Raw genomic sequence first — 26,144 nt, 5'->3', positions numbered from 1 at the left:
GTCAAATCCGTCAACGAGCCAGTGAGAATGGTGCGGCGCAGCATAAAAACAACCGGCCGCCCTCAACCCTGCCTACCTCAGCCCTGCCGACTCTCGTCCTGCAATTTTTCGTGCTGGCATCGCTCGATGGCCGCCAGCGCCGTCACCGTCAACTGGGCCAGCACCATGCGGTCCACCGTGCCGAAGCTGCGCGGCACCGTGTCGATCAGGCAGACGGAGCCGAGCGCCAGCCCCTCCCGGTTGATGATCGGCGCGCCGGCATAGAAGCGGATGTGCGGCTCGCCCAGCACCAGCGGATTGTTCTGGAAACGTGGGTCGCAGGCGGCATCCTCCACCACCATCGGCAGGCTCTGGCGGATGGTGAAGCGGCAGAAGGCGATGTCGCGCGGGGTTTCCTGCACCGCGAGGCCGCGGCGCGCCTTGAACCACTGGCGGTCGGCATCCAGCAGCGACACCAGCGCGATGGGCACGCGGAAATGGTCGCAGGCCCAGGAGACCAGATCGTCGAAGGCCGGCTCCGGCTCGCTGTCCAGCAGTCCCGTGCGCCGCAGCGCCTCCAGCCTTGCCGTCTCGTCGTCGATGGGGACCGCGCCGCGCGGGATGATGCTTGGAGAAAACTCCCGGGCGGTGCCGCTCCCGCCGGTCTCCGTCAGAAATGTCATGGGCTGGGGTTCCGCAATGCGATGGATGGGGCTGCCTTCCTTCTACGTTTGGGCGCAGTTTTGGATTTGCGGATTTGGAATTATTTGCTGCCGCGTAGCGGGACGGCCGCCCCCATCCTTGCCCGCGGGCAGTCCGCGCTATTCCCCCACCGGCGGGGACAGCGCCCCATCGGCCGCCCCATCGGCCACTTCGTCCGCCGTCTTGGGCATCCGCCGGCTCATGCCGCGCAGGACCGCGGCGACGCCCAGCGCCAGCAGCGCCATCGCCCCCACCAGATTGGTCTGGATCGCCCCGCCATAGACATAGCTGGTGAGGTACAGCGCCGCGATGCCGATCGTCATGGCGGTGACCGGCACGCCGAAGCGCAGGAACGAGACGAACGGCATGTGGTGTCCGTCCTTTTCCAGCAGCCCGACGGTGGTGACGTTGGCGCTGGCGCCGATCAGGGTGCCGTTGCCGCCCAGGCAGGCGCCGAGCGCCAGCGACCACCACAGCACATTGGTGGTTGTCCGGCGATGGACATGGCCGGTTTGCAGTCGCGCCGGTCAGCTTTCTGCCGCGTTGGTGCAACGCAATGGGGGGCTGATGTGTTTCGCGCTGGGGAGCCGCACCGCTCCCGCGCGACAACGACCGGGCCTTTACCGATCGCCCGGCATTTCGGTCAGGAGCGTCACACCATGCCGGACGACCAGCAGCACAGGGATGTCGTCACACTTGCGGATCAGGATGCCGGCCGCAGCGAACGCGGACAGCCGTCCGCCGAAACCGGCCGCAAGAAGCCCGGATTCATCCGGCGCCATCCGCTGGCCATCATCGTCGGGCTGGTGGTCGTCGCCTTGCTGGCGGTTGCCGGCTACATCTATTGGCAGCGCAACATCCATCCCTATGAATCGACCGACGACGCCTTCATCGACACCCGCCAGTTCCCGATCGCGCCCAAGGTGTCCGGCTATGTGACGGAGGTGGCGGTCGGCGACAACCAGCATGTGAAGGCCGGCGACCTGCTGTTCCGCATCGACCCGCGCGATTACCAGACCGCTCTGGAGCAGGCGCAGGCCCAGATCGACTCCGCCCAGGCGGCGATCACAGGCTATGACGCCCAGATCGCCGCCCAGCGCGCTCAGATCGATCAGACCAAGGCGGAGGTCGCACAGGCGGAGGCGGCGGTCGGCTTCGCCAAGGAGGATGCGGCGCGCTACCGCGACCTGCAGTCCCGCGGCGCCGGAACCGTGCAGCAGGCGCAGCAATCGACCGCCAACCTGCAGGAACAGCAGGCCAAGCTGACCAGCGCCAACGCCGCGGTGATCGCCGCCGAGCGGCAGGTCGGCGCGCTCCAGGCCCAGCGCACCAGCGCCGAGGCCGATCTGGCGCGCGCCAGGGCGCAGCTGGCCCAGGCGAAGCTGAACCTGTCCTACACCACCATCACCGCGGCGCAGCCGGGCCGGGTGGTGCAGCTGAGCGGGGCGGTCGGCCAGTTCGCGCAGGCCGGACAGAGCCTCGCCATCTTCGTGCCCGACGACATCTGGGTCACCGCCAATTTCAAGGAAACCCAGATCACCGACATGCGGCCGGGCCAGCCGGTGGACATCCGCATCGACGCCTATCCCGACCGGAAGGTCACCGGCCATGTCGACAGCGTGCAGCCCGGCTCCGGCACCGCCTTCTCGCTGCTGCCGGCCCAGAACGCGACCGGCAATTACGTGAAGGTGGTGCAGCGCATCCCCGTGAAGATCGTCGTCGACCAATGGCCCGACGGCGTGTCCATCGGCCCCGGCATGTCGGTGGTGCCGCGGGTGACGGTGCGATGAGCGCCGCGGCGGAAGGCGCCAACGCCGGCGGCTTCGATGCGTCGCAGAGTGCCGCCGGTGGCCGCAATCCCTGGCTGATCGCCGTGGTGGTCTCCATCGCCACCTTCATGGAGGTGCTGGACACCACCATCGCCAACGTCGCCCTGCGCTACATCTCCGGCACGCTGGCGGTCAGCGCCGACGAGGCGTCGTGGGTCGTCACCTCCTATCTGGTGGCGAACGCCATCGTGCTGACGGCCAGCAGCTTCATCGCCAAGCGCTATGGCCGCAAGCGCTTCTATCTGACCTGCCTGGGCCTGTTCACCGCCAGCTCGATCGCCTGCGGCTTTGCCTGGAATCTGGAATCGCTGCTGCTGTTCCGGGTGCTCCAGGGCTTCGCCGGCGGCGGCATGGTGCCGATCTCGCAGTCGATCCTGGCCGACAGCTTTCCCCCGGCCAAGCGCGGGCAGGCCTTCGCCATCTTCGGCATCGCCGTGGTGGTGGCGCCGGTGGTCGGGCCGACACTGGGCGGCTGGCTGTCGGACAATCTGTCCTGGCACTGGTGCTTCCTGATCAATGGACCGGTCGGGCTGTTCGCTTTCGCGCTGGTCAGCTTTCTGGTTCAGGAGCCGAAATCCGCCATCGAGGAGCGTCAGCGAATGAAGCGGCAGGGCATCCGCATGGATGTGATCGGCTTCCTGCTGGTGGCGACCTTCCTCGGCTCGCTGGAGGTGATCCTCGACCGCGGCCAGACCGACGACTGGTTCGCATCCGGCTTCATCATCATCTTCACCGTCATCTGCGTCGCCGCCTTCTGCCTGATGATCCCGTGGGACCTGACGCGGCTGAACCCGGATTCGACCTTCTGGTTCTTCGCGTGGTCGCGCATCTATATCGGCATCGGATTGCCGCTGATCTTCATTCCGATCACCACTGCATCCTATGACGGCATCCCGCGCGACAAGACCGATCAGGCCTCCGCCCTCATCAACGTCGCGCGCAATGTCGGCGGCTCCATCGGCGTGTCGATCGCCCAGAATGTGCTGGCCATGCGCGAGCAGTTCCACCACAGCCGGCTGGTCGAGACCATCGTCCCTTCCAACCCGGCCTATCAGCACACCCTTGAACAGGCGACGACCTATTTCTCCACCACCGGCGGACAGGCGGGGGCGCGGGAGCGGGCCATCGCCTATATCGGGCAGCAGGTGCAGATGCAGACCGCCTATTGGGCCTACATCGACGTGTTCTTCACCCTGATGCTGATCTCCGCCTCGGCCGTGCCGCTGGCCCTGATCCTGCGGCGGGTGAAGCACTGAAGACCGGCGGGGCTCACGTCCCCGCTCGTCCCTCGTACCATGGCTTGGATGCCTTGACGATGCGCACCACCGACAGCATCACCGGCACTTCGACAAGCACGCCGACCACGGTGGCGAGCGCGGCGCCGGAGCCGAGCCCGAACAGGCTGATGGCGGCGGCCACCGCCAGTTCGAAGAAGTTGGAGGCGCCGATCAGCGCCGCCGGTGCCGCCACGCACCACGCCACCCCGAACCGGCGCGACAGCCAATAGGCCAGACCGGCGTTGAAATAGACCTGGATCAGGATCGGCACCGCCAGCAGGACGATGACCAGCGGCTGCGCCAGGATCCGGTCGCCCTGGAAGCCGAACAGCAGCACCAGCGTGGTCAGCAGCGCCAGCAGCGAAACCGGCTGGATCCGGCCGAGAACGCGTGCCAGCGCCGGTTCGCCGCCAGCCGCCAGCAGGCTGCGCCGCCAGAGTTGGGCGGCCAGCACCGGGATGACGATGTAGAGCAGCACCGACAGCAGCAGCGTCCCCCACGGCACGGTGATCGACGCGACGCCCAGCAGCAGCCCGACGATCGGCGCGAAGGCGAACACCATGATCAGGTCGTTCAACGCCACCTGGCTCAGTGTGTAGTGCGGTTCGCCCTCGCACAGGTTCGACCAGACGAACACCATGGCGGTGCAGGGGGCCGCCGCCAGCAGGATCAGCCCGGCGATGTAGGAGGAAATCTGCTCCTGCGGCAGCAGCGGGGCGAACAGGTTGCCGATGAACAGCGTGCCCAGCAGCGCCATCGAGAAGGGCTTGACCGCCCAGTTGATGAACAGCGTCACGCCGATGCCGCGCCAATGCTCTCTGACCTGTCCCAGCGCGCCGAGGTCGATCTTCAGCAGCATCGGCACGATCATCAGCCAGATCAGCACCGCCACCGGCAGATTGACCTGGGCGACCTCCGCCGCCGCGATGCCCCGGAACAGGCCGGGCACCAGATGGCCGAGCAGGATGCCGGCGACGATGCACAGCGCCACCCACAGGCTGAGATAGCGCTCGAACAGGCCCATGGCGGGAGGCGCCACCGGGGTGGAATGGATGTCAGCGGTCATGGCTCTCGCCCTGCAGGGAAGGCTCCGCCCGTGCCATGTCGTCCATCTTGCGCTTCAGCGCCATGCGGTCGAGCGAGGCGATGGGAAGGGCGGCGAAGGCCTGGATGCGGCGTTGGATCTGCCCGAACACGGTGGCGGTGAAGGCGGCCTTCTCCGCATCGGTGCCCGTGGCGCTGGATGGATCGGGGAAGCCCCAATGGGCGCTGATCGGCTGGCCCGGCCAGACCGGGCAGACCTCTCCGGCGGCGTTGTCGCAGACGGTGACGACGAAATCCATGTGGGGGGCGCCGGGGCCGGCGAACTCGTCCCAGTTCTTCGACCGCAACTCCGCCGTCGGGAAGCCCAGCCGCTCCAGCAGGTCGTGGACATACGGATTGATGCGCCCGGACGGCTGGCTGCCGGCGCTGTAGCCGCGGAAGCGGCCCTTGCCCTCCCGGTTCAGCAGGCATTCCGCCATGACGCTGCGGGCGCTGTTGTGGGTACACAGGAACAGCACGTTGTAGACGCGATTCTCGGCCATTCTTCGCTCCGTTTGCAGGCGGTCAGCAGCCGCGGCGCGGCCCTGCGGACGCTCCTTGGCAGGGATTTTCCTCAGTCACCGTGTTGGCCGGTCCCGGCGTCGGGGCGCAGAGCGGCGCGCAGGCGGCGGGATTGGCCGACCGGCCGCAACAATTCTCCGACAGGAATCCGACGATGCCGGTCATCCGTTCGAAATCGGCCGAGTAGATCAGCGACCGGCTCTCGCGCCGCTGCACGATCAGCCCGGCATGGGTCAGGTTGGACAGGTGAAAGGACAGGGTGGCCGGCGCGACCGCCAGCGCCTCCGCAATCGCCCCGGCGGAGCGGCCCTCCGGCCCCGCTTCCACCAGCAGGCGGAAGATGTCCAGCCGCGTCTCCTGCGCCAGCGCCGCCAGCCCGGCCAGGACGTCCCTCTTCTCCATGCCGGCCCCTATAAATTCGATGTTTCGACAATCATCGAATTAACGGCCGTGGGCTGGGCTGTCAATCTCATTTCGATGACAGTCGAAATGACCGGTGGCCGCCCGGCGCCGTGGACGGGACAGCCTTCCGGAGATTGTCGGCAACCGCATCGGCGGCGCGGAGAGTTTCAAGATCCAGTTAAGAATGCGGCACAACCAAAATCATATTACGTCATAATTCAGAATGATTTTATTTCTATGCTTTTGAGTCCCTATAGACAAGCGAGTCATCGAAACATACCTCTATCGATAACGCCGATGACGAAGAGGATTGGGGCGATCAACGCCCTCTTCGAATTCATTGTCCATTCATGAGCGATGTCCGCCAACAGGCATCGACTTTCGTCCGCTGCGCGCCCGGCGCGGCGCGCGTCTTTCTGGATACGGAGAACTCCCCACCATGCCCGCGACCATGCAGCTCGTCGAGTTCGGCTCCTCCGACATCGAAAACACCCTCGGCAAAATGAGCGCGTCGGAGATCGACCGTCTGGCGTTCGGCGCCGTGCAGCTCGATGCCACCGGTCGCATCCTCCAGTACAATTCCGCCGAAGGCGCCATCACCGGACGCGACCCGAAGACCGTCGTCGGCAAGAATTTCTTCACCGAGATCGCCCCTTGCACCAACACGCCGGCCTTCAAGGGCGTGTTCGACAAGGGAGTCAAGTCCGGAGACCTGAACACGATGATCGAGTACACCTTCAACTACCAGATGCAGCCGACCAAGGTGAAGGTGCACATGAAGAAGGCGTTGATCGGCGACAGCTATTGGGTGTTCGTCAAGCGCCTGTGAGCGGGTTGCCATGACGATCCAACGATGGTGGCGGAATCGCGAGAGCCTGAGCCGGGTCGTGTGCGATTTGCTGGCCGGCGAATTCGCACGGCTTCGGCCGGGCGGTTCGCCGCCGGCGCATCCCCATCGCTGGCCGGAGACGCTACCGCTCGGCCCTGACGGGGTGGGAGCCGACTCCCTCGATCTCCTGCAACTCGCCTCGGCTCTCAACGAGGCGCTGCACCTGCACCGCAGCGGCATCGAGGATTACCTTCTGGTGCATCGGACGGTCGGGGACTGGCTCGACGTTTGCGAGGCGGCGCTCGGCCGTTTCGACGGTGCGCTGAGTTTCCGCACCTCGGGCAGCACCGGCGAGGGGAAGCGCTGCGAGCATCCGCTGGCCGCGCTGGAGGAAGAGGCCGACGCGCTGGCCGCTCTCCTGTCCGGCGGCGCGGAGGCGCCGCGGCGGGTCGTGAGCGTCGTCCCGGCCCACCACATCTACGGCTTCCTGTTCACGGTGCTGCTGCCGGACCGCCTCGCCGTCCCGGTGGTGGATGGACGCGGCACCTCGCCCGGTGGTCTTGCGGCCCAGCTGGGTCCCGGTGACCTTGTCATCGCCCACCCCGACTGGTGGGGCGCCTTGCTGCGGTCCGGCGCGGCGCTGCCGGGCGGGGTGACGGGCACCAGTTCCACCGCGCCCTGTCCGGCGGACACGGCGCGCGGCGTGCGTGGGATCGGATTGGCGCGGCTGGTGGAGGTGTTCGGGTCTTCGGAAACTGCCGGGCTCGGCTGGCGCGAGAGCCCCGACGCACCGTTCCGGCCCTTTCCCTGGTGGCGTTTCGGCGACGACGGCAGGGTGACCCGACATCTGGCCGACGGGACGGTCCTGTCCGCAACGCTCCAGGACCGGTTGAGTCACGACGAAGGAGGCTTCCGCCCAAGCGGTCGCCTCGACACCGTCGTGCAGGTCGGTGGGGTCAACGTGTCATTGGCGGCGGTGCAGGCGCATCTGGCCGGCCATCCCAATGTCGAAGCCGCCGCCGTACGGCTGATGCGGCCGGAGGAGGGGACACGCCTCAAGGCCTTCATCATCCCGGCACGCAATGCTCCGCCGCGGGAGGAGCTGTACCGGCGGCTGACCGACTGGATCGAGGCGACGCTTCCCGCCCCGCAGCGTCCGCGTGCGCTCGCCTTCGGCCCGGCATTGCCGGTGAATGGAATGGGAAAGCCCTGCGATTGGCCGCTGGCGACTGATCGCTGACATCGCAGGGGTGAGCGGCGGGGCGGCTGCCCGCGGAATTCGTCTGGAAGACGCGGGCCAACCGCTCCCCTCGCCGGGCTTAGAAGCCGATGATGCCGGTCATCCAAAGCAGGATCACGATAATTCCGGGGACACCCAGAAGCCAAAGCAAGATAGGCATGCGACGCCTCCATATTCCGAGGGACAGGTTGGAAGAGCAGGACTCTTCGATGCTGCCGATTTAACGGAGCGGCGTGGGCATCTGTTCCATCATTTTTTTGTCGCGCTCACGGTAGACGCAAAAATTTCAAGGACGCCGCGGATGTAACCGTCCGGAATTGGGCGGTGGGCAGGCGATGAGTTCCCTCAATCCTCCAGCAGTTGCCGCCCGTCGGCGATGATCGACACCAGGGCGTCCATCACCGCCCGCACCCGTGCCGACCGCCGCAGGTCGCCATGCACCAGCAGCCAGAGTTCGCGTGGCTGCGGCGGCGGGAGAGCGGGGTCGGGCATGACCGCGACCAGGGCGGGATCGGACCGCCCAAGGAAATGCGGAATCGCCGCGATGCCGACGCCGGCCGAGGCCGCCCCGCGCAGGCTCATCAGGTCGTTGGCGCGGAAGACGAAGGGGCGGCGGCCGGCGATCTGGCGCAGCCAGCGCTGTTGCGGCACATGGTCAAGGCTCTCGTCATAGCCGATGAACTCCCAGCCGGCCTCGTCCCTTCCGTCGAGATAGGCTTGCGTGGCGTAAAGCCCGTAGCCCATCGCGCCGATACGGCGGGCGACCAGCCCTTCGTCCTCCGGCCGCTGCAGGCGCAGGGCGAGGTCGGCTTCCCGCCGGGTCAGGCTGACCGCGCGGGCATCGCCCACCAGCTCCACCACCAGCTTCGGCAGGGTCCGCCGCAGCCCGGCCAGCCGCGGGGCGAGGAAATGGCTGGCGAAGGCCGGCGGGGCCGACAGGCGCACCGTGCCGGCCGGTTCGCCCGGCTGGCTGCGGGCATGGCGTTCCACCGCCAGCACGCCGTCCTCCACCCGGCGGGCCAGCGCCGCGAACTCCTCCCCTTCCGCCGTCGGGGCGTAGCCGCGCGGCAGCCGGTCGAACAGGCGCACGCCCAGATCGGCTTCCAGCGCCGCTACCCGGCGGGCGACCGTGGAATGGTCCACCCCCAGCCTCCGCGCTGTTGCCGACAGGCTGCCGCTGTCCGCCAGCGCCAGGAAGACGCGCAGGTCATCCCAATTCATCGCTCACCAAGTCTGCGCAAAAACACCCAGCTTTTGGGCAATCTTGCCGAATTCCTGCGCGTTGTACCACAGATTAACCTCCGCCTCATCGCAACGATCGACGGAGACAGCCGCTATGATCCGCTCTATTCAGATGACCGCGCCGGGCGGCGCCGAGGTGCTGAAGCACGCCCTTATCGACCTGCCGGCGCCGGGCGTCGGGGAAATCCGCCTGCGCCATGAGGCCGCCGGGGTCAATTTCGTCGACATCTACCATCGCACCGGCCTGTATCCGCTGCCATCCTATCCCGCCACGCTTGGCGTCGAGGGCGCAGGCGTGGTGGAGGCGGTCGGGCCGGGCGTGGACGGGCTCGCCGTCGGCGACCGCGTCGCCTGGGCCGGACTGCCGGCCGGCGGCTATGCCGAGGCGCGCCTGCTGGCCGCCGACCGTGCCGTGCGCCTGCCCGACGGGGTGGAGCCGGTGACCGCCGCCTCCCTGATGCTGCGCGGGATCACCGTCCACATGCTGCTGAACCGGGTCTGCCCGGTGGGTCCCGGCAGCACGATCCTTGTGCATGCCGCCGCCGGCGGGCTGGGCCTGCTGCTGACCCAATGGGCGAAGAGCCTCGGCGCCACCGTCATCGGCACCGTCGGCAGCGCCGCCAAGGCGGAGACCGCCCGCGCCCATGGGCTCGACCATGCCATTCTCTATCAAGAGGAGGATTTCGTCACCGCGGTGCGCGACCTGACCGGCGGGCGCGGCGCCGACGTCGCGGTGGACGGCATCGGCGGCGACACGCTGCGCCGGACCTTCGACGCGGTGCGGCTGTTCGGCACGGTGGCCAGCGTCGGTCAGGCCGGCGGCCCGGTCTCGCCGATCGAGCTGTCCGAACTGGGCCCGCGCCGTTCGCTCTGCCTCGCCCGGCCCAGCGTGTTCGGCTACATGTCCGACCTCGCCGCCTACCGCGTCGCTGCCGAGGAGGTTCTGTCGCGCGTCGCCAAGGGCCTGAGCGCCGGCCCGGTGACCCGCCTGCCGCTGGACGCCGCCGCCGAGGCCCATCGCGCGCTGGAAGGACGCGGCACCAGCGGCGCCCTGGTGCTGATGCCCAACTGACGCCGGCCTGACGCGCCGCCTATTGCGGCGCCAGCCACTTCTCCATCGCATAGTTGTGGATCGGCACGTCGCCGATCCGCAACTCGCGGCGCTCCAGCAGGGTGAAGCCGCGGCGCAGGAAGAAGGGGCGGGCCGCCTCGCTGGCTTCCACATGCAGGTGGGGATGGCCGAGCGCGCGGGCGCGCGCCTCCAGCCTGTCGACCAGTGCCGACATCACGCCCTGGCCGGCGGCTTCCGGCGCGCAATAGAGGAAGTTGATGTGGCCATCGGATTCGACGTCGCTGAAGGCCACCGGCCGGTCGGTCTCGTCCACCGCGACCAGGGCGACCCGGCCGTCGCCATAGGCCTCCCGCACCCGCTCCACCGTCGGCGCCTGCGCGGCCCAGGCCTCCACCTGCTCGGGGCTGTAGAATCGTCGGCCGATGCCGCGGACGGAGCGCGCATAGATCTGCGCCAGAACCGGGGCGTCCGACGGCCGGTAGTCTCTGATCCTCATCAGCCCCTTCTTTCGGCCCATCTTCAGGCGGTCACTTCGCCGGCGTCAGCCTCAGGACCACGCCGTCGGCGGCATCGGTGATGACATAGAGGGCGCCGTCCGGTCCCTGTGCCACATCGCGGATGCGCGCGTCGAGCGGAATGCGCTCCACCTCCTTCGCGCTGCTTTCGTCGATGGCGACGCGCACCAGCCCCCTGGCGCTCAGGCTGCCAAGCAAAGCGCTGCCCTGCCAGTCGCGGAACAGCCCGCCGGTGTAGAATACCATGCCGGAGGGCGAGATCACCGGCGTCCAATGGATCGCCGCATCGGCGAAGTCCTTGCGGGTCGGCGGATCGGGGATGTCGCGGCCGTCGTAATGCTTGCCCCAGCTGACCACCGGCCAGCCGTAATTCCTGCCAGCTTCCGGCCGGTTCAGCTCGTCGCCGCCCAGCGGCCCCATCTCGCCGATCCACAGCGAGCCGCTGCGCGGGTCGATGGCCGCCGCCTCGATGTTGCGGTGGCCGTAGGACCAGATGGCGCCAGCCGTCTTGCCCTCGCCGGCGAAGGGGTTGTCGTTCGGCAGCGAGCCGTCGCGGTTCAGCCGGACCACCTTGCCCAGCGTGTTGTCGCGCTTCTGCGCCGGGTCGAATTTGTAGCGTTCACCGAGCGTCAGGAAGATGTGGCCGTCGGGGGCGAAGGCGATGCGGGTGCCGAAATGGTTGCCGCCGTCCACCTTGGGCGACTGGCGGAAGATGACCTGGAAATCCTCGATCCCGCGGTCTCCCAGCGTGCCGCGTCCCAGCGCCGTCCCGGCGGTTCCGTTCTCGCCCGGCTCGGCATAGGCGAGATAGACGGTGCGGTTGCGGGCGAAATCCGGATCGGCCGCCACGTCCATCAGCCCGCCCTGGCCCTGATTGAAGACCTTCGGCGTGCCGGCCAGCGGCGGGGACAGAGAGCCGTCGCGCGCCATGATCCGCAGCCGCCCCGGCTTTTCCGTCACCAGCGCCCGGCCGTCCGGCAGGAAATCGATTCCCCAGGGCCGCTCCAGCCCGTCGGCGAAGCGGCTGACCTCCACCGGCCCGGCACTGGTCGGAACGGTCTTGACCGCCTGCGCCAGGGCAGGGCCGGTGGCCAAAAGACCGGCGGCAACAAGGGCGGCAACAGGGCTGCGGGCCGACAGGGTCAGGGTGCTGCGCATCACGATCCTCCGGTTTCAATTGGCTGGCCTTGTAGGTGGGGGTGCCATACCGGCGGCCAAGGCCGGCCACTCCGAAAGACTCCGATGCCGCCACCGCGAAAAGGGGCATCGACGAAATTCGTCACAACATTGTGCGCATACCCCGGTCATCCGATTCCGGATTCTGGCTGTTATCCCTTCCGTTGTGTTGTCGGGAACAGGGCACGGAGTATGGAAAGCATCTTGCGCCGGCTGAATTCCAGTTTGCCGGACGCAGTCTGGGCACAATACGGGATCACGCTGCTGCTGGTGGGGCTGACGGCACTGCTGCGCTATGCGCTGGACCCGCTGCTGTTCAAATACCCATTCCTGGTCTTCATCCCGACCATCTTCGTCATCTCGCTGCTGTTCGACCGCGGGTCGGGCTATCTGGCCGTGGCTCTGTCCGGGCTGTGTTCGGCCTGGTTCTTCATGAAGCCGGAATGGCAGCTGTGGATCGCCGAACCGGGCGACCGGCTGGCCTTCCTCATCTATATGGCGCTGGGCTTCGGGATCGCCGGCGGAGCCAACGCCCTGCGCCGGGCGAACGAGCAACTGCGTCTGTCCTGGGACCAGCTATCCGCCGCCAATGCGGAAAAGGACCTGATGCTGCACGAGATCCATCACCGGATCCGCAACGACCTGCAGCAGATCTGCGCCCAGCTGACGCTCGCGGCCCACCGGTCGGGGACCGGGCAGGACATCGTCAACGGCACCATCGAGCGGATCGGCGTGCTGTCCCGCGTCTATGTCCGCCTGCGCCGGGTGGAGGGCGTCAACATCGTCAGTTCCAAAGACTTCCTGGAAAGTCTGGTGGAGGATATCCAACTCGGCGTCGTCGGGGTGCGGCCGGTGGCGGTCGGCGCCGAGGTGGACGACGTCGATCTCGACATGGGCATTGCCGTGGCGGTCGGCACCGTCGCCAACGAGCTGATCACCAACGCGCTGAAATACGCCTTCCCCGACGGCCGATCCGGCCGCATCGACCTGTCCTTCCGCAAGGAGGAGGGGGAGTGCGTGCTGCGCGTCTGCGACGACGGTGTGGGCATCCTGTCCGACCGGCCGCAGGGAACCGGGCTGGGCGGCCGGATCATGCGGCAGCTGGCCAAGCAGTTGCGCGGCAGCCTCGACCTCGAACCCCGGCCGGAGCAGGGACTGAAGGTCACCCTGCGCTTTCCCTGCTGCCGGGTGGCGGCGCAGTCGGACGACAGGCCGGCCGCCGCATGAAAAGAGGGGCCGCGCCACCAAGGGCGCGACCCCGTCCAGGGAACATCCTAAGACATGTCCGGGCGGAAGCCGTCCGGATCAGAAGTCCATGTCGGCGCCGGGGGCGGGCATGGCGGGCTTCTTCTCCGGCAGTTGGGCGACCATCGCCTCGGTGGTGATCAGCAGGCCGGCGACGGAGGCCGCGTCCTGCAGCGCGGTGCGCACCACCTTGGCCGGGTCGATGATGCCGGCCTTCACCAGATCGCACCATTCGCCCTTGGCCGCGTCGTAACCGACGCCGTAGTCCTTGCTGTCGTTCAGCTTACCGACGATGATCGAGCCGTCGACGCCGGCGTTGGTGGCAATCTGGCGCACCGGCGCGGTCAGCGCCCGGCGTACGATCTCCACGCCGACGCGCTGGTCGTCGTTGGCCGGCTTGACGCTCTCCAGCACCGCGACCGCACGGGCCAGCGCCACGCCGCCGCCGGGCAGGATGCCTTCCTCCACCGCCGCGCGGGTGGCGTGCATGGCGTCGTCGACGCGGTCCTTGCGCTCCTTCACCTCGACCTCGGTGGCGCCGCCGACGCGGATCACCGCGACGCCGCCGGCCAGCTTGGCAAGCCGCTCCTGCAGCTTCTCGCGGTCATAGTCGGAGGTCGTCTCCTCGATCTGCTGGCGGATCTGGGTGCAGCGGGCCTTGATGTCGTCCTTCGACCCGACGCCGTTGACGATGGTGGTGTTGTCCTTGGTGATGACCACCTTGCCGGCGCGGCCCAGCATGTCGATGGTGACGCTGTCCAGCTTGATGCCCACCTCCTCGCTGATGACCTGGCCGCCGGTCAGGATGGCGATGTCCTCCAGCATGGCCTTGCGGCGGTCGCCGAAGCCGGGGGCCTTCACCGCCGCGACCTTCAGGCCGCCGCGCAGGCGGTTGACCACCAGGGTCGCCAGCGCCTCGCCCTCGACCTCCTCGGCGATGATCAGCAGCGGCTTGCCCGACTGCACGACCTTCTCCAGCACCGGGATGATCGCCTGGATGCCGGACAGCTTCTTGTCGTGGATCAGGATGTAGGGGTCGTCCAGTTCCACCTGCATCTTGTCGGCGTTGGTGACGAAGTAGGGCGAGGTGTAGCCGCGGTCGAACTGCATGCCCTCGACCACGTCCAGTTCGGTCTCCAGGCTCTTGGCCTCCTCGACGGTGATGACGCCCTCGTTGCCGACCTTCTCCATCGCGCGGGCCAGCATGTCGCCGATCTCGCGGTCGCCGTTGGCCGAGATGGTGCCGACCTGGGCGATCTCCTCGTTGGTGGTCACCTTCTTGGAGCGGGCCTTCAGTTCCGTCACCACGGCGTCGACCGCCATGTCGATGCCGCGCTTCAGGTCCATCGGGTTGATGCCGGCGGCCACCGACTTGGCGCCCTCGCGCACGATGGCCTGGGCCAGCACGGTGGCGGTGGTGGTGCCGTCACCGGCCAGATCGGCGGTCTTCGACGCCACCTCGCGCAGCATCTGCGCGCCCATATTCTCGAACTTGTCTGCCAGCTCGATTTCCTTGGCGACCGACACGCCGTCCTTGGTGATGCGCGGGGCGCCGAACGACTTCTCGATCACCACGTTGCGGCCCTTCGGCCCCAGCGTGACCTTCACGGCATCGGCCAGGATGTCCACGCCGCGCAGCATCTTGTCGCGGGCGGTGGAGCCGAACTTCACGTCCTTCGCAGCCATGGTCCTGTTCCTCCCCTATCACGCGGCCTTCTTGGCGGGTTCGGCGGCAGCCTCGATCACGCCGAGGATGTCGCTCTCCTTCATGATCAGGAGATCCTCGCCGTCGATCTTCACCTCGGTGCCGGACCATTTGCCGAACAGCACGCGGTCGCCGGGCTTCACGTCGAGGGCGATCAGCTTGCCGGCCTCGTCCCGCGCGCCCGCGCCGACGGCGATGACCTCGCCCTCCTGCGGCTTTTCCTTGGCGGTGTCGGGGATGATGATGCCGCCCTTCGTCCGGGTGTCGGATTCGACGCGGCGGACCAGAACACGGTCGTGAAGCGGTTTGAACTTCATGGTGTGACACTCCTTGAGCTTAAGCGAATGTCTGTCTTTTCCAAGCACGCCCGAATGGGCCGCGCTTTCGGTTGGAGAATTTACTCAGGCTGTTTTTGTCGTCAAGGGGGTTTTGAAGAAGAATCTTTGAAATTATTGATGAATTAACTTCCAGCACCAAGTGCCCGTGGCCGCTTTCACAGGCACAGGCGCGCTGGCTTCTCGAATTTTTTCTTGAGCTATTGAAGGCCGGGGGTCGGTCGCTGTCTCAGACGGGCGCCGACTCCGGCCGAACTTGGTGGGGCGGGGCGCGCAAAAGTCTGGTCATCGGCATCGCACACATCCTCCGTAGAGCAACATGCAGGACACGGTCTTCGGGTGCGCCGGGATCCTGTCGGGTGAGGCACCCTGGCGCGGGCAAAATTTAGTCAGGCGCGGACAGGCGTCAAGATGGGACGGCGAGGCCGTCGGCAGCTTGTTTGTCGGTACCGCCCGTGATACTATCCAACCATGACTCAGACGGATAAGATCCTCGCCCGCATGAAGAACAATCCGCGGGATTGGCGGATCGAGGATCTTGAGGCTGTCGCCCGCGCACAGGGCGTGACTATCCGAAAGCCTTCCGGCAGCCACGTTATTTTCGACTATCCCGGTGTTGTCGAGGCGCCATCCGTCCCTGCTCATCGCCCGATCAAGCCGGTTTATGTCAAAGCGTTCGTCGCCTTCATCGAAGCCGTCCAGGAACGACGGGTGTTGGAGCAGCGCGAAGCACAGGAGAATGACCGATGAAACTCGACTATCCTTTCACCATCCGGCCCCTCAGCGACGAGGATGGCGGCGGATATCTGATCGAGTTTCCGGACCTTCCCGGCTGCATGTCCGACGGCGATTCCATCGAAGAGGCGATTTCCAACGGTGCCGACGCCATGCATGGCTGGATCGAGGCGATGCGCGCCGCCGGCCGGGAGATTCCGCCGCCGTCGGTCGCCGATGACGGGGCTTTCAGCGGTAAATGGCAGCAGAGGGTGCCGAAATCGCTTCACCGGCGGCTCAGCGAACGGGCCGGACGTGAGGGCGTCAGCCTGAACACTCTGGTCGTCTCGCTCCTTTCCGAAGGGTTGGGGCGCCGTGACGGTGCGGGCCCCGACGCCAAGGCTCCCACCTTTTAATCTGCATCAACGCGGGCTCCCTCCCTGCCGTGCCAGACTGGACGGCGTGAAGCACAGCGCCGGCCGCGGGCCGTTCGCGATGTTTGCGCGACGCAGCTCCGGGACCGGCGGCCACCATCAAGGGGAGGACGCCATGGTCATGATGAAAGCGGCGGTGTTCGTCGAACCGGGCCGCATCGTGCTGGACGACAAGCCGGTCCCCGACGTCGGACCGCTCGACGCACTGATCCGCATCACCACGACGACGATCTGCGGCACCGACATCCACATCCTGAAGGGCGAATATCCGGTCAATCGCGGCCTCACCATCGGTCACGAGCCGGTCGGCATCATCGAAAAGCTGGGCTCCGCCGTCACCGGCTACCAGGAGGGCCAGCGGGTGATCGCCGGGGCCATCACCCCCAGCGGCCACAGCAACGCCTGCCTGTGCGGCTGCCATTCCCAGGACGGCGCCGGCACCAGGCATGGCTGGAAGCCGCTGGGCGGCTGGCGCTTCGGCAACAGCATCGACGGCGCCCAGGCCGAATATCTGCTGGTGCCCGACGCGATGACCAACCTCGCCCCCGTCCCCGACGGGCTGACGGACGAGGAGGTGCTGATGTGCCCGGACATCATGTCCACCGGCTTCGCCGGGGCGGAGCGCGGCAACATCCGCATCGGCGACACGGTGGCGGTGTTCGCGCAAGGCCCCATCGGCCTCTGCGCCACCGCCGGGGCCAAGCTGAAGGGCGCCACCACCATCATCGCCGTGGACGCCGTGCCGGCGCGGATGGAGATGGCGCGGCGCATGGGCGCCGATCACGTGGTCAACTTCCGCGAGGTCGATCCGGTGGAGGAGATCATGCGCCTCACCGACGGCCGCGGCGTCGATGTCGCCATCGAGGCGTTGGGCACCCAGGCGACCTTCGAAGCCGCCTTGCGCGTCCTGCGTCCCGGCGGCACGCTGTCCAGTCTGGGCGTCTATTCCGGCGACCTGCGCCTGCCGCTGGGCCCCTTCGCGGCAGGGTTGGGCGACCACACCATCGTCACCTCGCTCTGCCCCGGCGGCAAGGAGCGGATGCGCCGGCTGCTGGGCGTCGTCGCCTCCGGCCGCGTCGACCTGAAACCGCTGGTCACCCACCGCTTCACGCTGGACCAGATCGAGGCGGCCTATGAGCTGTTCGGCCACCAGCGCGACGGCGTGCTGAAGGTGGCGATCACGCCGAACTGACGGCGGTCGCGACGCCGGCGTCCCCCTATGCGCGCCCTCCTATGCCTCGTTTGTAGACGATCAGGAAGGCCACGGCGCAGAGGAAGGGAAGCCCGGCGTCGCGCAGATCGTTGTTGAGGTGGAGCATGGCGGCATAGAGAACGATGCCGGTCACCGCGATCGTCGGCAGCAGGGTGTCGGCGATGCCCAGGATGCCGCGTCCGTCCAGCCATGCTCCCACCCCCAGGGTCGCGCGGACCAGCGCGATCAGGATGAGGAAGGCGATGCCAGCCAGCAGAACATATTCCAGGGTGATTGCCGCCGGCAGATAAGCGGCGGGAACCGATCCGGCGAGGACCGGCGCCAGCGCGCCATGCGCCGACCTCACCGCGGCGACGGCGATGTAATGCAGCGCGGTCGCCAGCAGCAGATTGCCGGACAGCAGGTCCACGGTCCGCCAGGACAGGAAGGTCGGCCAGCGGACGCGATCGAGGGCGAGGAACGCCAGCGCGGTCGCACTGCCGAACAGCAGCGCATAATCGGGCGACAGCGGCCATTTCGACAGTCTGTGCCCGAGGATCAGGATGTCGAACAGCGCCACCGACAGCCCCAGCAGGGCGATGACGGCGGTGCGGGAGGACTGCCGGTGATGGGCGAACATCCGCCCGGCGACGACGAAGAGGAACCAGGGAAAGACCGGGAACCAGCCCGGAAACGGCGACGCGAACAGGTCGTAGACGTAGGGGAGCGGAAGGACGACCCAGGCGCCGCACAGCGCGAGTAGAAAGAGGGCGATGAACACCCGGTTGGCGGCGCCGATACTGGCGTGGATGTCGAACAGAAGCCGGGCGGCGAAGAGAAACATGAAGAAGTCGCTGGTGAACGGGTTCTTCTCCTGGTACAGGCCGTGGATTGCCGCCAGGATGAACAGCTTCAGATGGCCTTCGATCCGCCGGGCCAGCGGCTTTCTCAGGAAATGATCGAGCGTCATTCCGAAGGCGAAGAAGAACATCACCGGCGCCAGTTCGAATACGAACTGGAGGACGTTGACGAGGTGGTCGGCGTCCTTGATCGTGCGGCCCCAATGGGCCGCCACCATGAAGACAAGGGCGGTGAAGCGGATGACGTCCAGGCTTCTGTCCCTGGCCGGCTGCGGGGTCGGCATCAGCATAGGGTCACTCCCAGGCAAGGGCGGAGCCGTGGTCCGGCCTGTCGTGGCGAGGGTTTCGATCGTGTTGGCTGGCATCCGGCGCTCCCGCATGACCTGCCCCTCATGATCGGCCCCTCATGATCGGTGAGCCCGGGCGATGCGCAGGCGGCCCGGCAGCGACGCCGCCCATGCGGCGACCGCCGCCCTCTCCTTGCGGCCAAGCATCCAGACCATGAAGAGGGTCGCCCCCGCATAGAGCGGCAGGGCGGTCAGCGTCTTGGTGTAGAAGGGATCGAATCCGTCTTCATAGCGCCAGAAGGGGACGACCGCGAAGGGGGCCAAGGCCGCGACGCCGAAGATCCAGCGCGAGAACCACCAGGACGGCACCAGCGCGGCCAGCGCCAGCGGCCACAGCATGAACCAGGGCCACAGGTGGGTCGACAGGCCGAACACCACCGCCGCCATCACCGCGGTGGCCGCCTTCCAGGCATTCTCCGCGGTCGGCCGCCGGTACAGCGCGGCCAGAGTCCACAGGGCGAAGCCGGCGAAGGCTCCGCGCACCAGCCAGCGCAGGGGGGCCATGTCGATGCCCAGCAGCCGCTCCGCCACCCGGACGACGTCCGCCGGCTGCAGCCACTGCCATCCGGACATGCCGCGCACGGCGTCGAAGAAGGCGGGCGAGCGGTAGAAGAGGAACAGGACGGCCAGGAAGAAGGCGGCGGCAGGAATCCCGCGCAGCAGGTAGGCGGTGAGCCTGTCCTTGAAATCCAGCTTCCTGGTTTTGCCGAGCCTGTAGAGCAGATCGACGGAGACCAGGGCGGCGCTGGTGTATTTGCAGGCGGCCGAGGCCGCCAGCGCCAGCGGGCCGGCGCGGTCGCCGGCGGAAAGGCGCATCAGCCACAACAGCATCAGGACGACCATCGCCATGTCGTTGTGCGCCTCGCCGGCCGAATAGATGTGGCCGATGGGCAGCCAGCCGAAGGCGACGAGCCCGGCGGCGGCGGTCGCCTCGTCATGGGTCCGGCCGATATGCCGGATGATGGCGAGCCCGCCGATCCAGGCCCCCGCTAGCAGCAGCTTGAACAGAAGCGCGGTCACCCAGACATTCCCGCCGCTGAGCGCCATGACGCCGGCCGAGACCACCGCCCACAGCGGGCCGTAGGTCATCATCGCCGGCACCTCGTCGAACGGGAAGGCGGCGGCCTGCTCCGGCGTGAAGGGAACATAATAGGGATTCTGTCCCCGGACGATCTCCTCGCCCCACAGCGCGGAAAACCAGATGTCCTGCGTCATCACCGGAAACGAGAGGATGCTGACGGCGGTGAAGACGACCGGCCACAGGAACAGCCGGTCCGTCACCGCCTTGGGAACCGGCCCGTCGGCGTCGGACAGCCAGCGGAACAGCCATGCGGCCAAGGCGACCGGAAGGGCGAGCGGCAGGCAATAGGCTAGGAAATACAGGCCGTCATGGGTGAAGACGTTTCCGGCGGTCAGCGCATGGGCCAACTGGAGGGCCTGCGGGACGGGCAGGTCGGCGATGGAGGTCGCCAGACGGTCGAAGAACGCCGCCTGATTGGGCAAGCCGACTTCGCCATAATGGGTATTCGACGCGGCGAGGAAATAGCTCAACACCGAGAGCGACAACAAGCACAGGGTTGTCGTCAGTCCAAGACGGTCAAGGATCCTGATTGATCCGGTGCCGAATCCGCCGGGTAAAGGGGCGTCCGCAGGCAGTGTTTGTTTCTGGAACGGCATCCGCATTTCGCCCACCAATGATGTTCCCGACGGAAAGGCCGGTAAACACGTTAGCGGAAGTCGGCGGAACCGATAAATTTCTAAAGAGATTCTAGAGAGATTGCTCCGGCGCTAATGCCGGCATTGCCTGTCGGACGGCGGCCATTCGCCTTGCGTGCGCGCCGATTTCCTTCGCTTCCGCACGATCGGGGAAGTAAGCCGCCAGTCGCCGGCAAATGTCCGGCCTGTCGGACCCATCCGGTTCCCGTCGGAGATCACCGGAATGACTATCGGGGTGCCGCGGCGAACTTTCGACTGCCCGGCGCCATCCTGTTTCACCGCTGGAACCGCGGTGCTCCCGCAATTCGTGGGGCGAAAGAAGAAAGCCCCTCTCCCATGGTGGAAGGGGGGCTTCAAGGTCACGCGCAACACCAGAGAAGGAGAGACGACACCAAATAAAAACGGAGACTTACTTCGCCAGATCGACCGCCTCGGCCAGACGCTTCACCGCGTCCTGCGAGGACATGGTGGAGTTGAAGTGGGCGGTGACGACGTCCAGGAAGGCGCCCCGGACGGCGCCGGGCACCGCCATTTCATGCGCCATCGACGGCACGGCGCTGTTGCTGTCGATGGCGGTCTTCAGATCGTCCATCGACTTCACCGCGCATTCGTCGAAGCTGTCGCGCGCCATGTCCTGGCGGGCGGGGATCGAGCCCTTCAGCACGTTGAAGGTCTCCTGGAACTTCTTGCCCAGGATCAGCTTGGCCAGCAGCTTCTGACCGGCGGCGCGGTCGGGGTCGGCCGAGCTGAACATGACGAAGCTGTCGGAATTGACGATGTAGCCCGACTTGCCCGGCACATGGGCGCAGACGAAATCCTTGCCCGGCACCTTGCCGGCGGCGGTCAGCTCGCCCTTTTCCCAGTCGCCCATGATCTGCATGGCGGCCTGTCCGTTCATCAGCAGACCGGCGGCGAGGTTCCATTCGCGGCCGGGGAAGCCGTCGTCGACATAGCCGCGCAGCTTGCGCATCTGGTCGAACACCTTGACCATCGTGTCGCTGGTCAGCGACTTTTCGTCTAGCTCCACCAGGGCCTTGCGGTAGAAGTCGGGACCGCCGAGGCCGAGGACGACATCCTCGAACAGCGCGCCTTCCTGCCAGGGCTGGCCGCCATGGGCGAGCGGGATGATGCCGGCGGCCTTCAGCTTCTCGGCGGCGGCGTTGAACTCGTCCCAGGTCTTGGGGATCTCGACGCCGGCCTTCTTCATCGCCTGCGGGTTCACCCACATCCAGTTGACGCGGTGGATGTTCACCGGAACGGCGTAGTAATGGCCCTTGTAGGTCACCACGTCGCGGATCTGCGGCGGCAGGATGGCGTCCCAATTCTCCGCCTTGGCGACGTCGTCCAGCGTCGCCAGCTTGCCCTGCGCCGCCCAGTCCTTGATGTTCGGACCCTTCAACTGCACCGCGTTCGGCGGGTCGCCGGCCAGCACGCGGGAGCGCAGGACGGTGCTGGCCGCGTCGCCGCCGCCGCCTGCCACCGGCGCGTCGATCCACTTGCCGCCCGCCGCTTCGAAGTCCTGGCGCAGCGCGCCCGCCGCCTTCGATTCGCCGCCGGAGGTCCAGTAATGCAGCACCTCCACCTTCGGCTCGGCCTGGGCCGGCGCGGCCAGCAGGGCGCCGGCCATCACGGTCGCGATCGCGGTCATGCCGAGGATCGATGTGCTGAGAGACGGCATCTTGGACATTTCCCCCTGTTCCCTTCTTCATTCGGTATTCCGGCTGGCCGTTCGGCCGCTGGAGGAACTCTATCCCGCAGGCAATTCGGCGCCCGGATTATTTGGTAACAACGCCTTTTCACGGCCACGCCGCTGTTACGCAACCGTTACAAACGAGCCTTGGCGGCGCACTGTACCCGGACCGGCCGGGGAGGCTACACTCGGCGCCAACCAAGAAGAAAGTTCCATACGGAATAGGGAAGGAAAGCCATGGAGCGCGCGCGCCATCTCCTGGTCGTGGACGACGATCCCGAGATCCGGGACATGCTGCATGATTTCCTGGTGAAGAGCGGCTTCCGCGTCTCCACCGCCGGCGACGGCCGCGAGATGGCGCGGGTTCTGGCGCAATGGCCGGTCGACCTCATCGTCCTCGACGTGATGCTGCCGGGGGAGGACGGGACCAGCCTGTGCCGCGGTCTGCGCGCCAAATCGGAAACCCCCGTCATCATGTTGACCGCGATGGGCAGCGAGGTCGACCGCATCGTCGGGCTGGAGGTCGGCGCCGACGATTATCTGGTGAAGCCCTTCAGCGCCCGCGAACTGCTGGCCCGCATCCGCGCCATCCTGCGCCGCTGCGGCGGGCCGGAGCCGGTGCGCGAACGGCCGCGCGTGTTGGGCTTCGCCGGCTGGTCGCTCGACCAGGGCCGGCGGGAACTGCGCACGCCCGACCGGGTGGTGGTGCATCTCAGCCAGGGCGAATACGCCCTGCTCGGCACGCTGCTGGAACGCGCACCGCAGGTGGTGGAGCGCACCGAACTGCTGGAGAAGCACCGCGGCGACACCTCGATTCCCTTCGACCGCAGCATCGACATCCAGATCAGCCGCCTGCGCCGCAAGCTGGAGGAAGGGCCGGGCGGCTCGGCGCTGATCAAGACGGTGCGCGGCATCGGCTATCAGTTCACCGCGACGGTGGTGGACCAGGGCGAAGCCGCCTCTTCCGGAACCAGTTCCGGGACCGGCCGTGGCGCTTGAGCGTCTGCTGCCGGCCCGGCTGCGCGCCGCCCGGCTGCGCCACCGCATCCTGTTGGCGATGGTCGCGCTGCTGGCGCTGACCCACGGCGGTGCGCTGGTCGGCATGCGGCTGGTGGACGACCGCGCGCGGGAGCTGCTGACCGCCCATCGGCTGGGTCCGGCGATGGCCGCGGCGGTGGAGGCGGCCGACCGCGCCGTGCAGGACGGCGTCGCCGCCGGTCCGGCGCTGGCGCTGCACGGTCTGCCCGACCTGTCGGTATCCTGGCAGGCGCCCGGCACCCCCACCGTTCCGCCCGGCTGGGTGCTGGACGGCGTTGTCGACGCGCCGCGCCCGGTGTTCGTCGCCGCCCAGCGCGCCCTGCTGCCGCTCCAGCCCGCCCACGCCCAGACGCTGGCCGAATCGCTGTCCCTGGTGGCGGAGGACACGGCGGCCCAACTGCGCGACGCCCGCGTCTATGTCCAGCTTGCCGGCGGCGGCTGGCTGGAGTTCGCCAGCCCGCGCTTCTGGCGGCCGCGCAGCACGCCGTTCGAGATGGTGCTGGCCGGGCTGGCCGCCTTCGGTCTGGCGCTGGCGCTGCTGCTCTGGCTGCCCGGCCGGCTGGTCCGCCCGCTGGAGGCGCTGGCGGAGCAGGCGACCCGTCCCCACGACCGCCTGCACCCCCGTCCCCTGCCGGAGGACGGGCCGGAGGAGGTCGCCTCGCTCGCCCGTGCCTTCAACCAGGCGCGCAACGCGCTGCGCGACCTGATGGAGGGGCGCACCCATCTGCTGGCGGCGATCAGCCACGATCTGCGCACACCGGCGACGCGGCTGCGGCTGCGCGCCGAATATGTCGATGACGACGCGCTGCGCGCCAAGATGATGGCCGACATCGACGAGATGGCGGCGATGGTCACCGCGACGCTGGAATTCCTCGGCGACGACGTGCTGCGCGAGGAGGTGGAGGTGGTCGCCTTCGCCAGCCTGCTGCAGAGCCTGTGCGACGATTACGCCGACACCGGCGCCCCGGTGACCTACCACGAGCCGCCGCCGCTGCAGTTCGCCGCCGTCCGCACCATCTTCGGCGGCGGGGTGGAGCGCAACGACCGCTTCGACCAGCCGCGCCAACTCCGCCTCGCCGGCCGCCCCTCCAGCCTGCGCCGCGCCTTCGCCAACCTGATCGACAACGCCATCAAATACGGCGAGCGCGCCACCGTCTCCGTCGATGCCGACGCCGCCGAGATCGTGGTCGATGTCTGCGACGACGGGCCGGGCATCCCGGAGGCGGAGATCGCCAACGTCTTCAAGCCCTTCGTCCGGCTGGAAGGCTCCCGCAACCGCAAGACCGGCGGCAGCGGGCTCGGCCTGTCCATCGTGAAGTCGATCGTCGAAGCGCACCAGGGCCGTATCGAGCTGAGCAACCGCGCCAGCGGCGGCTTGCGCGTCAGGGTGACGCTGCCGCGGATGTTGTAACCGTTCTGGTCGCTGTGGGAGCGGTTGCGGCTTGATTTGGGCGTCTGGTATGCGCACTCTCTATGCGTATTATCATGGAGGTTCCGATGGCCGGTGAGCGCCACTCCTTCGATGCGTCTGCACCCCGGCGGGCAACGAACATTAGCCTGAACAGTGATTTGCTGGAGCAAGCAAAGGCACTCGGCATCAATGTGTCGCGTGCCTGTGAACGCGGATTGGCACAGCAGATTGCCGAGCTGCGTGACCGGCAGTGGCTGGAAGAGAACCGGGAAGCCATACAGTCGTCCAATGCCTATGTGGAGGCGCATGGCCTTCCGCTGGCGAAGAACCGGCCGTACTGATGGCGCGTTTCGACGTTTATCGCCGGCTGGACGGACCGGGTTATCTACTGGACCTTCAAGCCGATATTTTGCGTGATCTGAACACGCGCTTCGTGGCTCCGCTGCTTCCGCCGGACAAGGCTCCGCGCCCGGCAGCGCGTCTCAATCCCGTGTTCTCTGTCGAAGGCCGCCCGCATGTCATGGTGACCCAGTTCGCCAGTGCGGTGATGCTTTCAGAGCTTGGCCCCCAGGTCAGTAACTTGCTGTCTGAGGACACCGCAATCGTAGCCGCCTTGGACATGCTGATTGGCGCGTGAGTCGGAGAGCCGACGACACGCGCCTCAATCGTCAGCCCTGTTCGCTTCTCACTTGTCCCAAACCGGCGCCAGCCCCGCCGGGCTGACGATCCGCCCGTTCGGTTGCGCCAGCTTCGCAATCGCCGCCATGTCGCCGTCATCCAGCGCAAAGTCGAACACTGCAAAATTCTCCGGCACCCGTTCCGGCTTGGCGGTCTTCGACAGCACGATGTGGCCCAACTGGATCAGCCAACGCAGCGTCACCTGGGCCGCGGTCTTGCCGTACTTGGCGCCGATCCGCTGCAGGTCCGGATCGCGCGGCACCTTGCCGTCGGCCATGGCGTAATAGGCGGTGATCGCCACGCCCAGCTCCCGGGCCGCTGCCGCCATCTTGCTCTGGTCGAGATAGGGGTGGACCTCGATCTGGTTGGTGACGATGGGCGCGCGGCTGCACTGCGCCGACTCGCGCAACTGGGCGATGTTCTGGTTGCTGACGCCGATGAAGCGGGTCTTGCCGGCGGCCTGCACCGCATTCAGCATCTCGATCTGGTCGGCGATGGCGACCTGATCGGCCGGCCAGTGCAGCAGCAGCAGGTCCACCCGGTCGACCTTCAGCTTGTCCAGGCTTTCATCGACCGACGCGGCGAAGAGGTCGGGGCTGTACTTGTCGACCCAGACCTTGGTGGTCAGGAACAGATCGTCGCGGCGGGCGCCGGCGGCCTGCAGGGCGCGGCCCAGCGCCGCCTCGTTGCGGTAGATCTGCGCGGTGTCGAAATGACGGAAACCGGCTTCCAACGCGGCCGGAACCACCCGCTCGACCTCCTCGTCCGACATGCGGAAAACGCCGAAGCCCAGTGCGGGGATTTCGGCGCCATTTGCCTTCACGGTCTGCATCCTGCTCTCTCCTGATCGGCGCCGCGGCGCTTCTTCATGTGTCGGATGGAGACATATGGCGGGAGGGGCAGTCTGGAAA

Annotated in this window: 27 protein-coding genes; 13 read left to right on the top strand and 14 right to left on the bottom strand. The window is 67.3% G+C overall.

Translation table 11 applies throughout. The features are described from left to right. Positions 1-77: 77 nt before the first annotated feature. Both TSO5_RS25395 and TSO5_RS25390 read right to left on the bottom strand, forming a co-directional pair. Positions 78-662, bottom strand: a complete 585-nt coding sequence (locus TSO5_RS25395) for a GAF domain-containing protein (protein WP_109154235.1) — start codon at positions 660-662, stop codon at positions 78-80. Between the two features lie 138 nt (positions 663-800). Further along, complete coding sequence (locus TSO5_RS25390) at positions 801-1,160, bottom strand: hypothetical protein (protein WP_109154234.1); 360 nt, start codon at positions 1,158-1,160, stop codon at positions 801-803. Between the two features lie 180 nt (positions 1,161-1,340). Here TSO5_RS25390 and TSO5_RS25385 point away from each other — a divergent pair, with 180 nt between their 5' ends. Beyond that, on the top strand, positions 1,341-2,471 hold the full coding sequence (locus TSO5_RS25385) for an HlyD family secretion protein (protein WP_109154233.1): 1,131 nt from the start codon (positions 1,341-1,343) through the stop codon (positions 2,469-2,471). Then, positions 2,468-3,766 carry a DHA2 family efflux MFS transporter permease subunit gene (locus tag TSO5_RS25380; protein ID WP_109154232.1) on the top strand — a complete coding sequence of 433 codons (1,299 nt, stop codon included), beginning with the start codon at positions 2,468-2,470 and terminating at the stop codon, positions 3,764-3,766. Before TSO5_RS25385 ends, TSO5_RS25380 begins: the two co-directional genes overlap by 4 nt. Before the next feature lie 13 nt (positions 3,767-3,779). On the opposite strand, the gene arsB is transcribed toward TSO5_RS25380, so the two are convergent. From arsB to TSO5_RS25365, 3 genes are read right to left on the bottom strand one after another with little or no spacing between them, the layout of a single operon-like run. Next, positions 3,780-4,853, bottom strand: coding sequence for an ACR3 family arsenite efflux transporter (gene arsB, locus TSO5_RS25375; protein WP_247870964.1), 1,074 nt, complete (start codon positions 4,851-4,853; stop codon positions 3,780-3,782). Beyond that, positions 4,843-5,373, bottom strand: coding sequence for an arsenate reductase ArsC (locus TSO5_RS25370; protein ID WP_109154231.1), 531 nt, complete (start codon positions 5,371-5,373; stop codon positions 4,843-4,845). Before TSO5_RS25370 ends, arsB begins: the two co-directional genes overlap by 11 nt. A gap of 22 nt (positions 5,374-5,395) precedes the next feature. After that, complete coding sequence (locus TSO5_RS25365; protein ID WP_109154230.1) at positions 5,396-5,794, bottom strand: helix-turn-helix transcriptional regulator; 399 nt, start codon at positions 5,792-5,794, stop codon at positions 5,396-5,398. A gap of 439 nt (positions 5,795-6,233) precedes the next feature. On the opposite strand from TSO5_RS25365, the gene pyp reads away from it, so the two are divergent. Together pyp and pcl are read left to right on the top strand one after the other, a co-directional pair. Continuing rightward, a complete protein-coding gene (pyp, locus tag TSO5_RS25360; protein ID WP_247870963.1) occupies positions 6,234-6,623 on the top strand; it encodes a photoactive yellow protein in 390 nt (129 codons plus the stop codon). A 10-nt stretch (positions 6,624-6,633) separates the two neighbouring features. Next, positions 6,634-7,863: a 4-coumarate--CoA ligase gene (pcl, locus tag TSO5_RS25355; protein WP_109154229.1), complete on the top strand. Its 1,230-nt coding sequence runs from the start codon at positions 6,634-6,636 to the stop codon at positions 7,861-7,863. Positions 7,864-8,208: 345 nt separating this feature from the next. Here pcl and TSO5_RS25350 read toward each other — a convergent pair whose 3' ends face one another. Then, positions 8,209-9,084, bottom strand: coding sequence for a LysR family transcriptional regulator (locus TSO5_RS25350; protein WP_109154228.1), 876 nt, complete (start codon positions 9,082-9,084; stop codon positions 8,209-8,211). 115 nt (positions 9,085-9,199) lie between these two features. On the opposite strand from TSO5_RS25350, the gene TSO5_RS25345 reads away from it, so the two are divergent. After that, on the top strand, positions 9,200-10,177 hold the full coding sequence (locus tag TSO5_RS25345) for a quinone oxidoreductase (protein WP_109154227.1): 978 nt from the start codon (positions 9,200-9,202) through the stop codon (positions 10,175-10,177). A 19-nt stretch (positions 10,178-10,196) separates the two neighbouring features. Here the strand turns inward: TSO5_RS25345 and TSO5_RS25340 are convergent, their stop codons facing one another. Together TSO5_RS25340 and TSO5_RS25335 are read right to left on the bottom strand one after the other, a co-directional pair. Then, positions 10,197-10,673 carry a GNAT family N-acetyltransferase gene (locus TSO5_RS25340; RefSeq protein ID WP_109154226.1) on the bottom strand — a complete coding sequence of 159 codons (477 nt, stop codon included), beginning with the start codon at positions 10,671-10,673 and terminating at the stop codon, positions 10,197-10,199. Positions 10,674-10,704: 31 nt separating this feature from the next. Next, positions 10,705-11,850 (bottom strand): PQQ-dependent sugar dehydrogenase, encoded by a 1,146-nt coding sequence (locus TSO5_RS25335; protein ID WP_109154225.1) that lies wholly within the window; start codon positions 11,848-11,850, stop codon positions 10,705-10,707. A 210-nt stretch (positions 11,851-12,060) separates the two neighbouring features. Here TSO5_RS25335 and TSO5_RS25330 point away from each other — a divergent pair, with 210 nt between their 5' ends. Then, positions 12,061-13,095, top strand: coding sequence for a DUF4118 domain-containing protein (locus TSO5_RS25330; protein ID WP_158282482.1), 1,035 nt, complete (start codon positions 12,061-12,063; stop codon positions 13,093-13,095). A gap of 78 nt (positions 13,096-13,173) precedes the next feature. Here TSO5_RS25330 and groL read toward each other — a convergent pair whose 3' ends face one another. After that, a complete protein-coding gene (gene groL / locus TSO5_RS25325) occupies positions 13,174-14,799 on the bottom strand; it encodes a chaperonin GroEL (RefSeq protein ID WP_109154223.1) in 1,626 nt (541 codons plus the stop codon). Between the two features lie 18 nt (positions 14,800-14,817). After that, positions 14,818-15,135, bottom strand: coding sequence for a co-chaperone GroES (gene groES, locus TSO5_RS25320; protein ID WP_109154222.1), 318 nt, complete (start codon positions 15,133-15,135; stop codon positions 14,818-14,820). Positions 15,136-15,654: 519 nt separating this feature from the next. Between groES and TSO5_RS25315 the strand changes: the two genes are divergently transcribed. The 3 genes from TSO5_RS25315 (at position 15,655) to TSO5_RS25305 (ending at position 17,493) form a co-directional block, all read left to right on the top strand. After that, positions 15,655-15,903, top strand: coding sequence for a type II toxin-antitoxin system HicA family toxin (locus tag TSO5_RS25315; protein WP_199231009.1), 249 nt, complete (start codon positions 15,655-15,657; stop codon positions 15,901-15,903). After that, the gene (locus tag TSO5_RS25310) at positions 15,900-16,283 is read left to right on the top strand and encodes a type II toxin-antitoxin system HicB family antitoxin (protein WP_109154220.1); all 384 of its coding nucleotides are present in this window, start codon (positions 15,900-15,902) and stop codon (positions 16,281-16,283) included. The genes TSO5_RS25315 and TSO5_RS25310 overlap by 4 nt, the downstream gene beginning before the upstream one ends. A gap of 133 nt (positions 16,284-16,416) precedes the next feature. After that, entirely contained in the window at positions 16,417-17,493 is a 1,077-nt protein-coding gene (locus TSO5_RS25305) for an NAD(P)-dependent alcohol dehydrogenase (RefSeq protein WP_109154219.1), read from the top strand. A gap of 25 nt (positions 17,494-17,518) precedes the next feature. Here TSO5_RS25305 and TSO5_RS25300 read toward each other — a convergent pair whose 3' ends face one another. The 3 genes from TSO5_RS25300 to TSO5_RS25290 all read right to left on the bottom strand — a co-directional run bounded on the left by TSO5_RS25300 (position 17,519) and on the right by TSO5_RS25290 (position 22,094). Next, positions 17,519-18,643 carry a hypothetical protein gene (locus TSO5_RS25300; protein WP_199231008.1) on the bottom strand — a complete coding sequence of 375 codons (1,125 nt, stop codon included), beginning with the start codon at positions 18,641-18,643 and terminating at the stop codon, positions 17,519-17,521. 114 nt (positions 18,644-18,757) lie between these two features. Continuing rightward, positions 18,758-20,269, bottom strand: coding sequence for a hypothetical protein (locus TSO5_RS33060; RefSeq protein ID WP_199231007.1), 1,512 nt, complete (start codon positions 20,267-20,269; stop codon positions 18,758-18,760). A gap of 556 nt (positions 20,270-20,825) precedes the next feature. Further along, complete coding sequence (locus TSO5_RS25290) at positions 20,826-22,094, bottom strand: ABC transporter substrate-binding protein (protein WP_247870962.1); 1,269 nt, start codon at positions 22,092-22,094, stop codon at positions 20,826-20,828. Positions 22,095-22,343: 249 nt separating this feature from the next. Between TSO5_RS25290 and TSO5_RS25285 the strand changes: the two genes are divergently transcribed. The 4 genes from TSO5_RS25285 to TSO5_RS25270 all read left to right on the top strand — a co-directional run bounded on the left by TSO5_RS25285 (position 22,344) and on the right by TSO5_RS25270 (position 25,192). Continuing rightward, positions 22,344-23,105, top strand: coding sequence for a response regulator transcription factor (locus TSO5_RS25285; protein WP_109154218.1), 762 nt, complete (start codon positions 22,344-22,346; stop codon positions 23,103-23,105). Continuing rightward, the gene (locus tag TSO5_RS25280; RefSeq protein ID WP_109154217.1) at positions 23,095-24,555 is read left to right on the top strand and encodes an ATP-binding protein; all 1,461 of its coding nucleotides are present in this window, start codon (positions 23,095-23,097) and stop codon (positions 24,553-24,555) included. Before TSO5_RS25285 ends, TSO5_RS25280 begins: the two co-directional genes overlap by 11 nt. Before the next feature lie 86 nt (positions 24,556-24,641). Beyond that, a complete protein-coding gene (locus TSO5_RS25275; RefSeq protein ID WP_247870961.1) occupies positions 24,642-24,896 on the top strand; it encodes a type II toxin-antitoxin system CcdA family antitoxin in 255 nt (84 codons plus the stop codon). Beyond that, complete coding sequence (locus tag TSO5_RS25270) at positions 24,896-25,192, top strand: CcdB family protein (protein ID WP_109154215.1); 297 nt, start codon at positions 24,896-24,898, stop codon at positions 25,190-25,192. The genes TSO5_RS25275 and TSO5_RS25270 overlap by 1 nt, the downstream gene beginning before the upstream one ends. Before the next feature lie 48 nt (positions 25,193-25,240). On the opposite strand, the gene TSO5_RS25265 is transcribed toward TSO5_RS25270, so the two are convergent. Then, positions 25,241-26,065, bottom strand: a complete 825-nt coding sequence (locus TSO5_RS25265; RefSeq protein WP_109154214.1) for an aldo/keto reductase — start codon at positions 26,063-26,065, stop codon at positions 25,241-25,243. Between the last annotated feature and the right edge of the window lie 79 nt (positions 26,066-26,144).

The sequence above is a fragment of the Azospirillum sp. TSO5 genome, assembly GCF_003116065.1.
Classification (GTDB): domain Bacteria; phylum Pseudomonadota; class Alphaproteobacteria; order Azospirillales; family Azospirillaceae; genus Azospirillum.
Note: the sequence above shows the minus strand (reverse complement) of the source record. Positions and strands in the feature narration are given on the sequence as shown.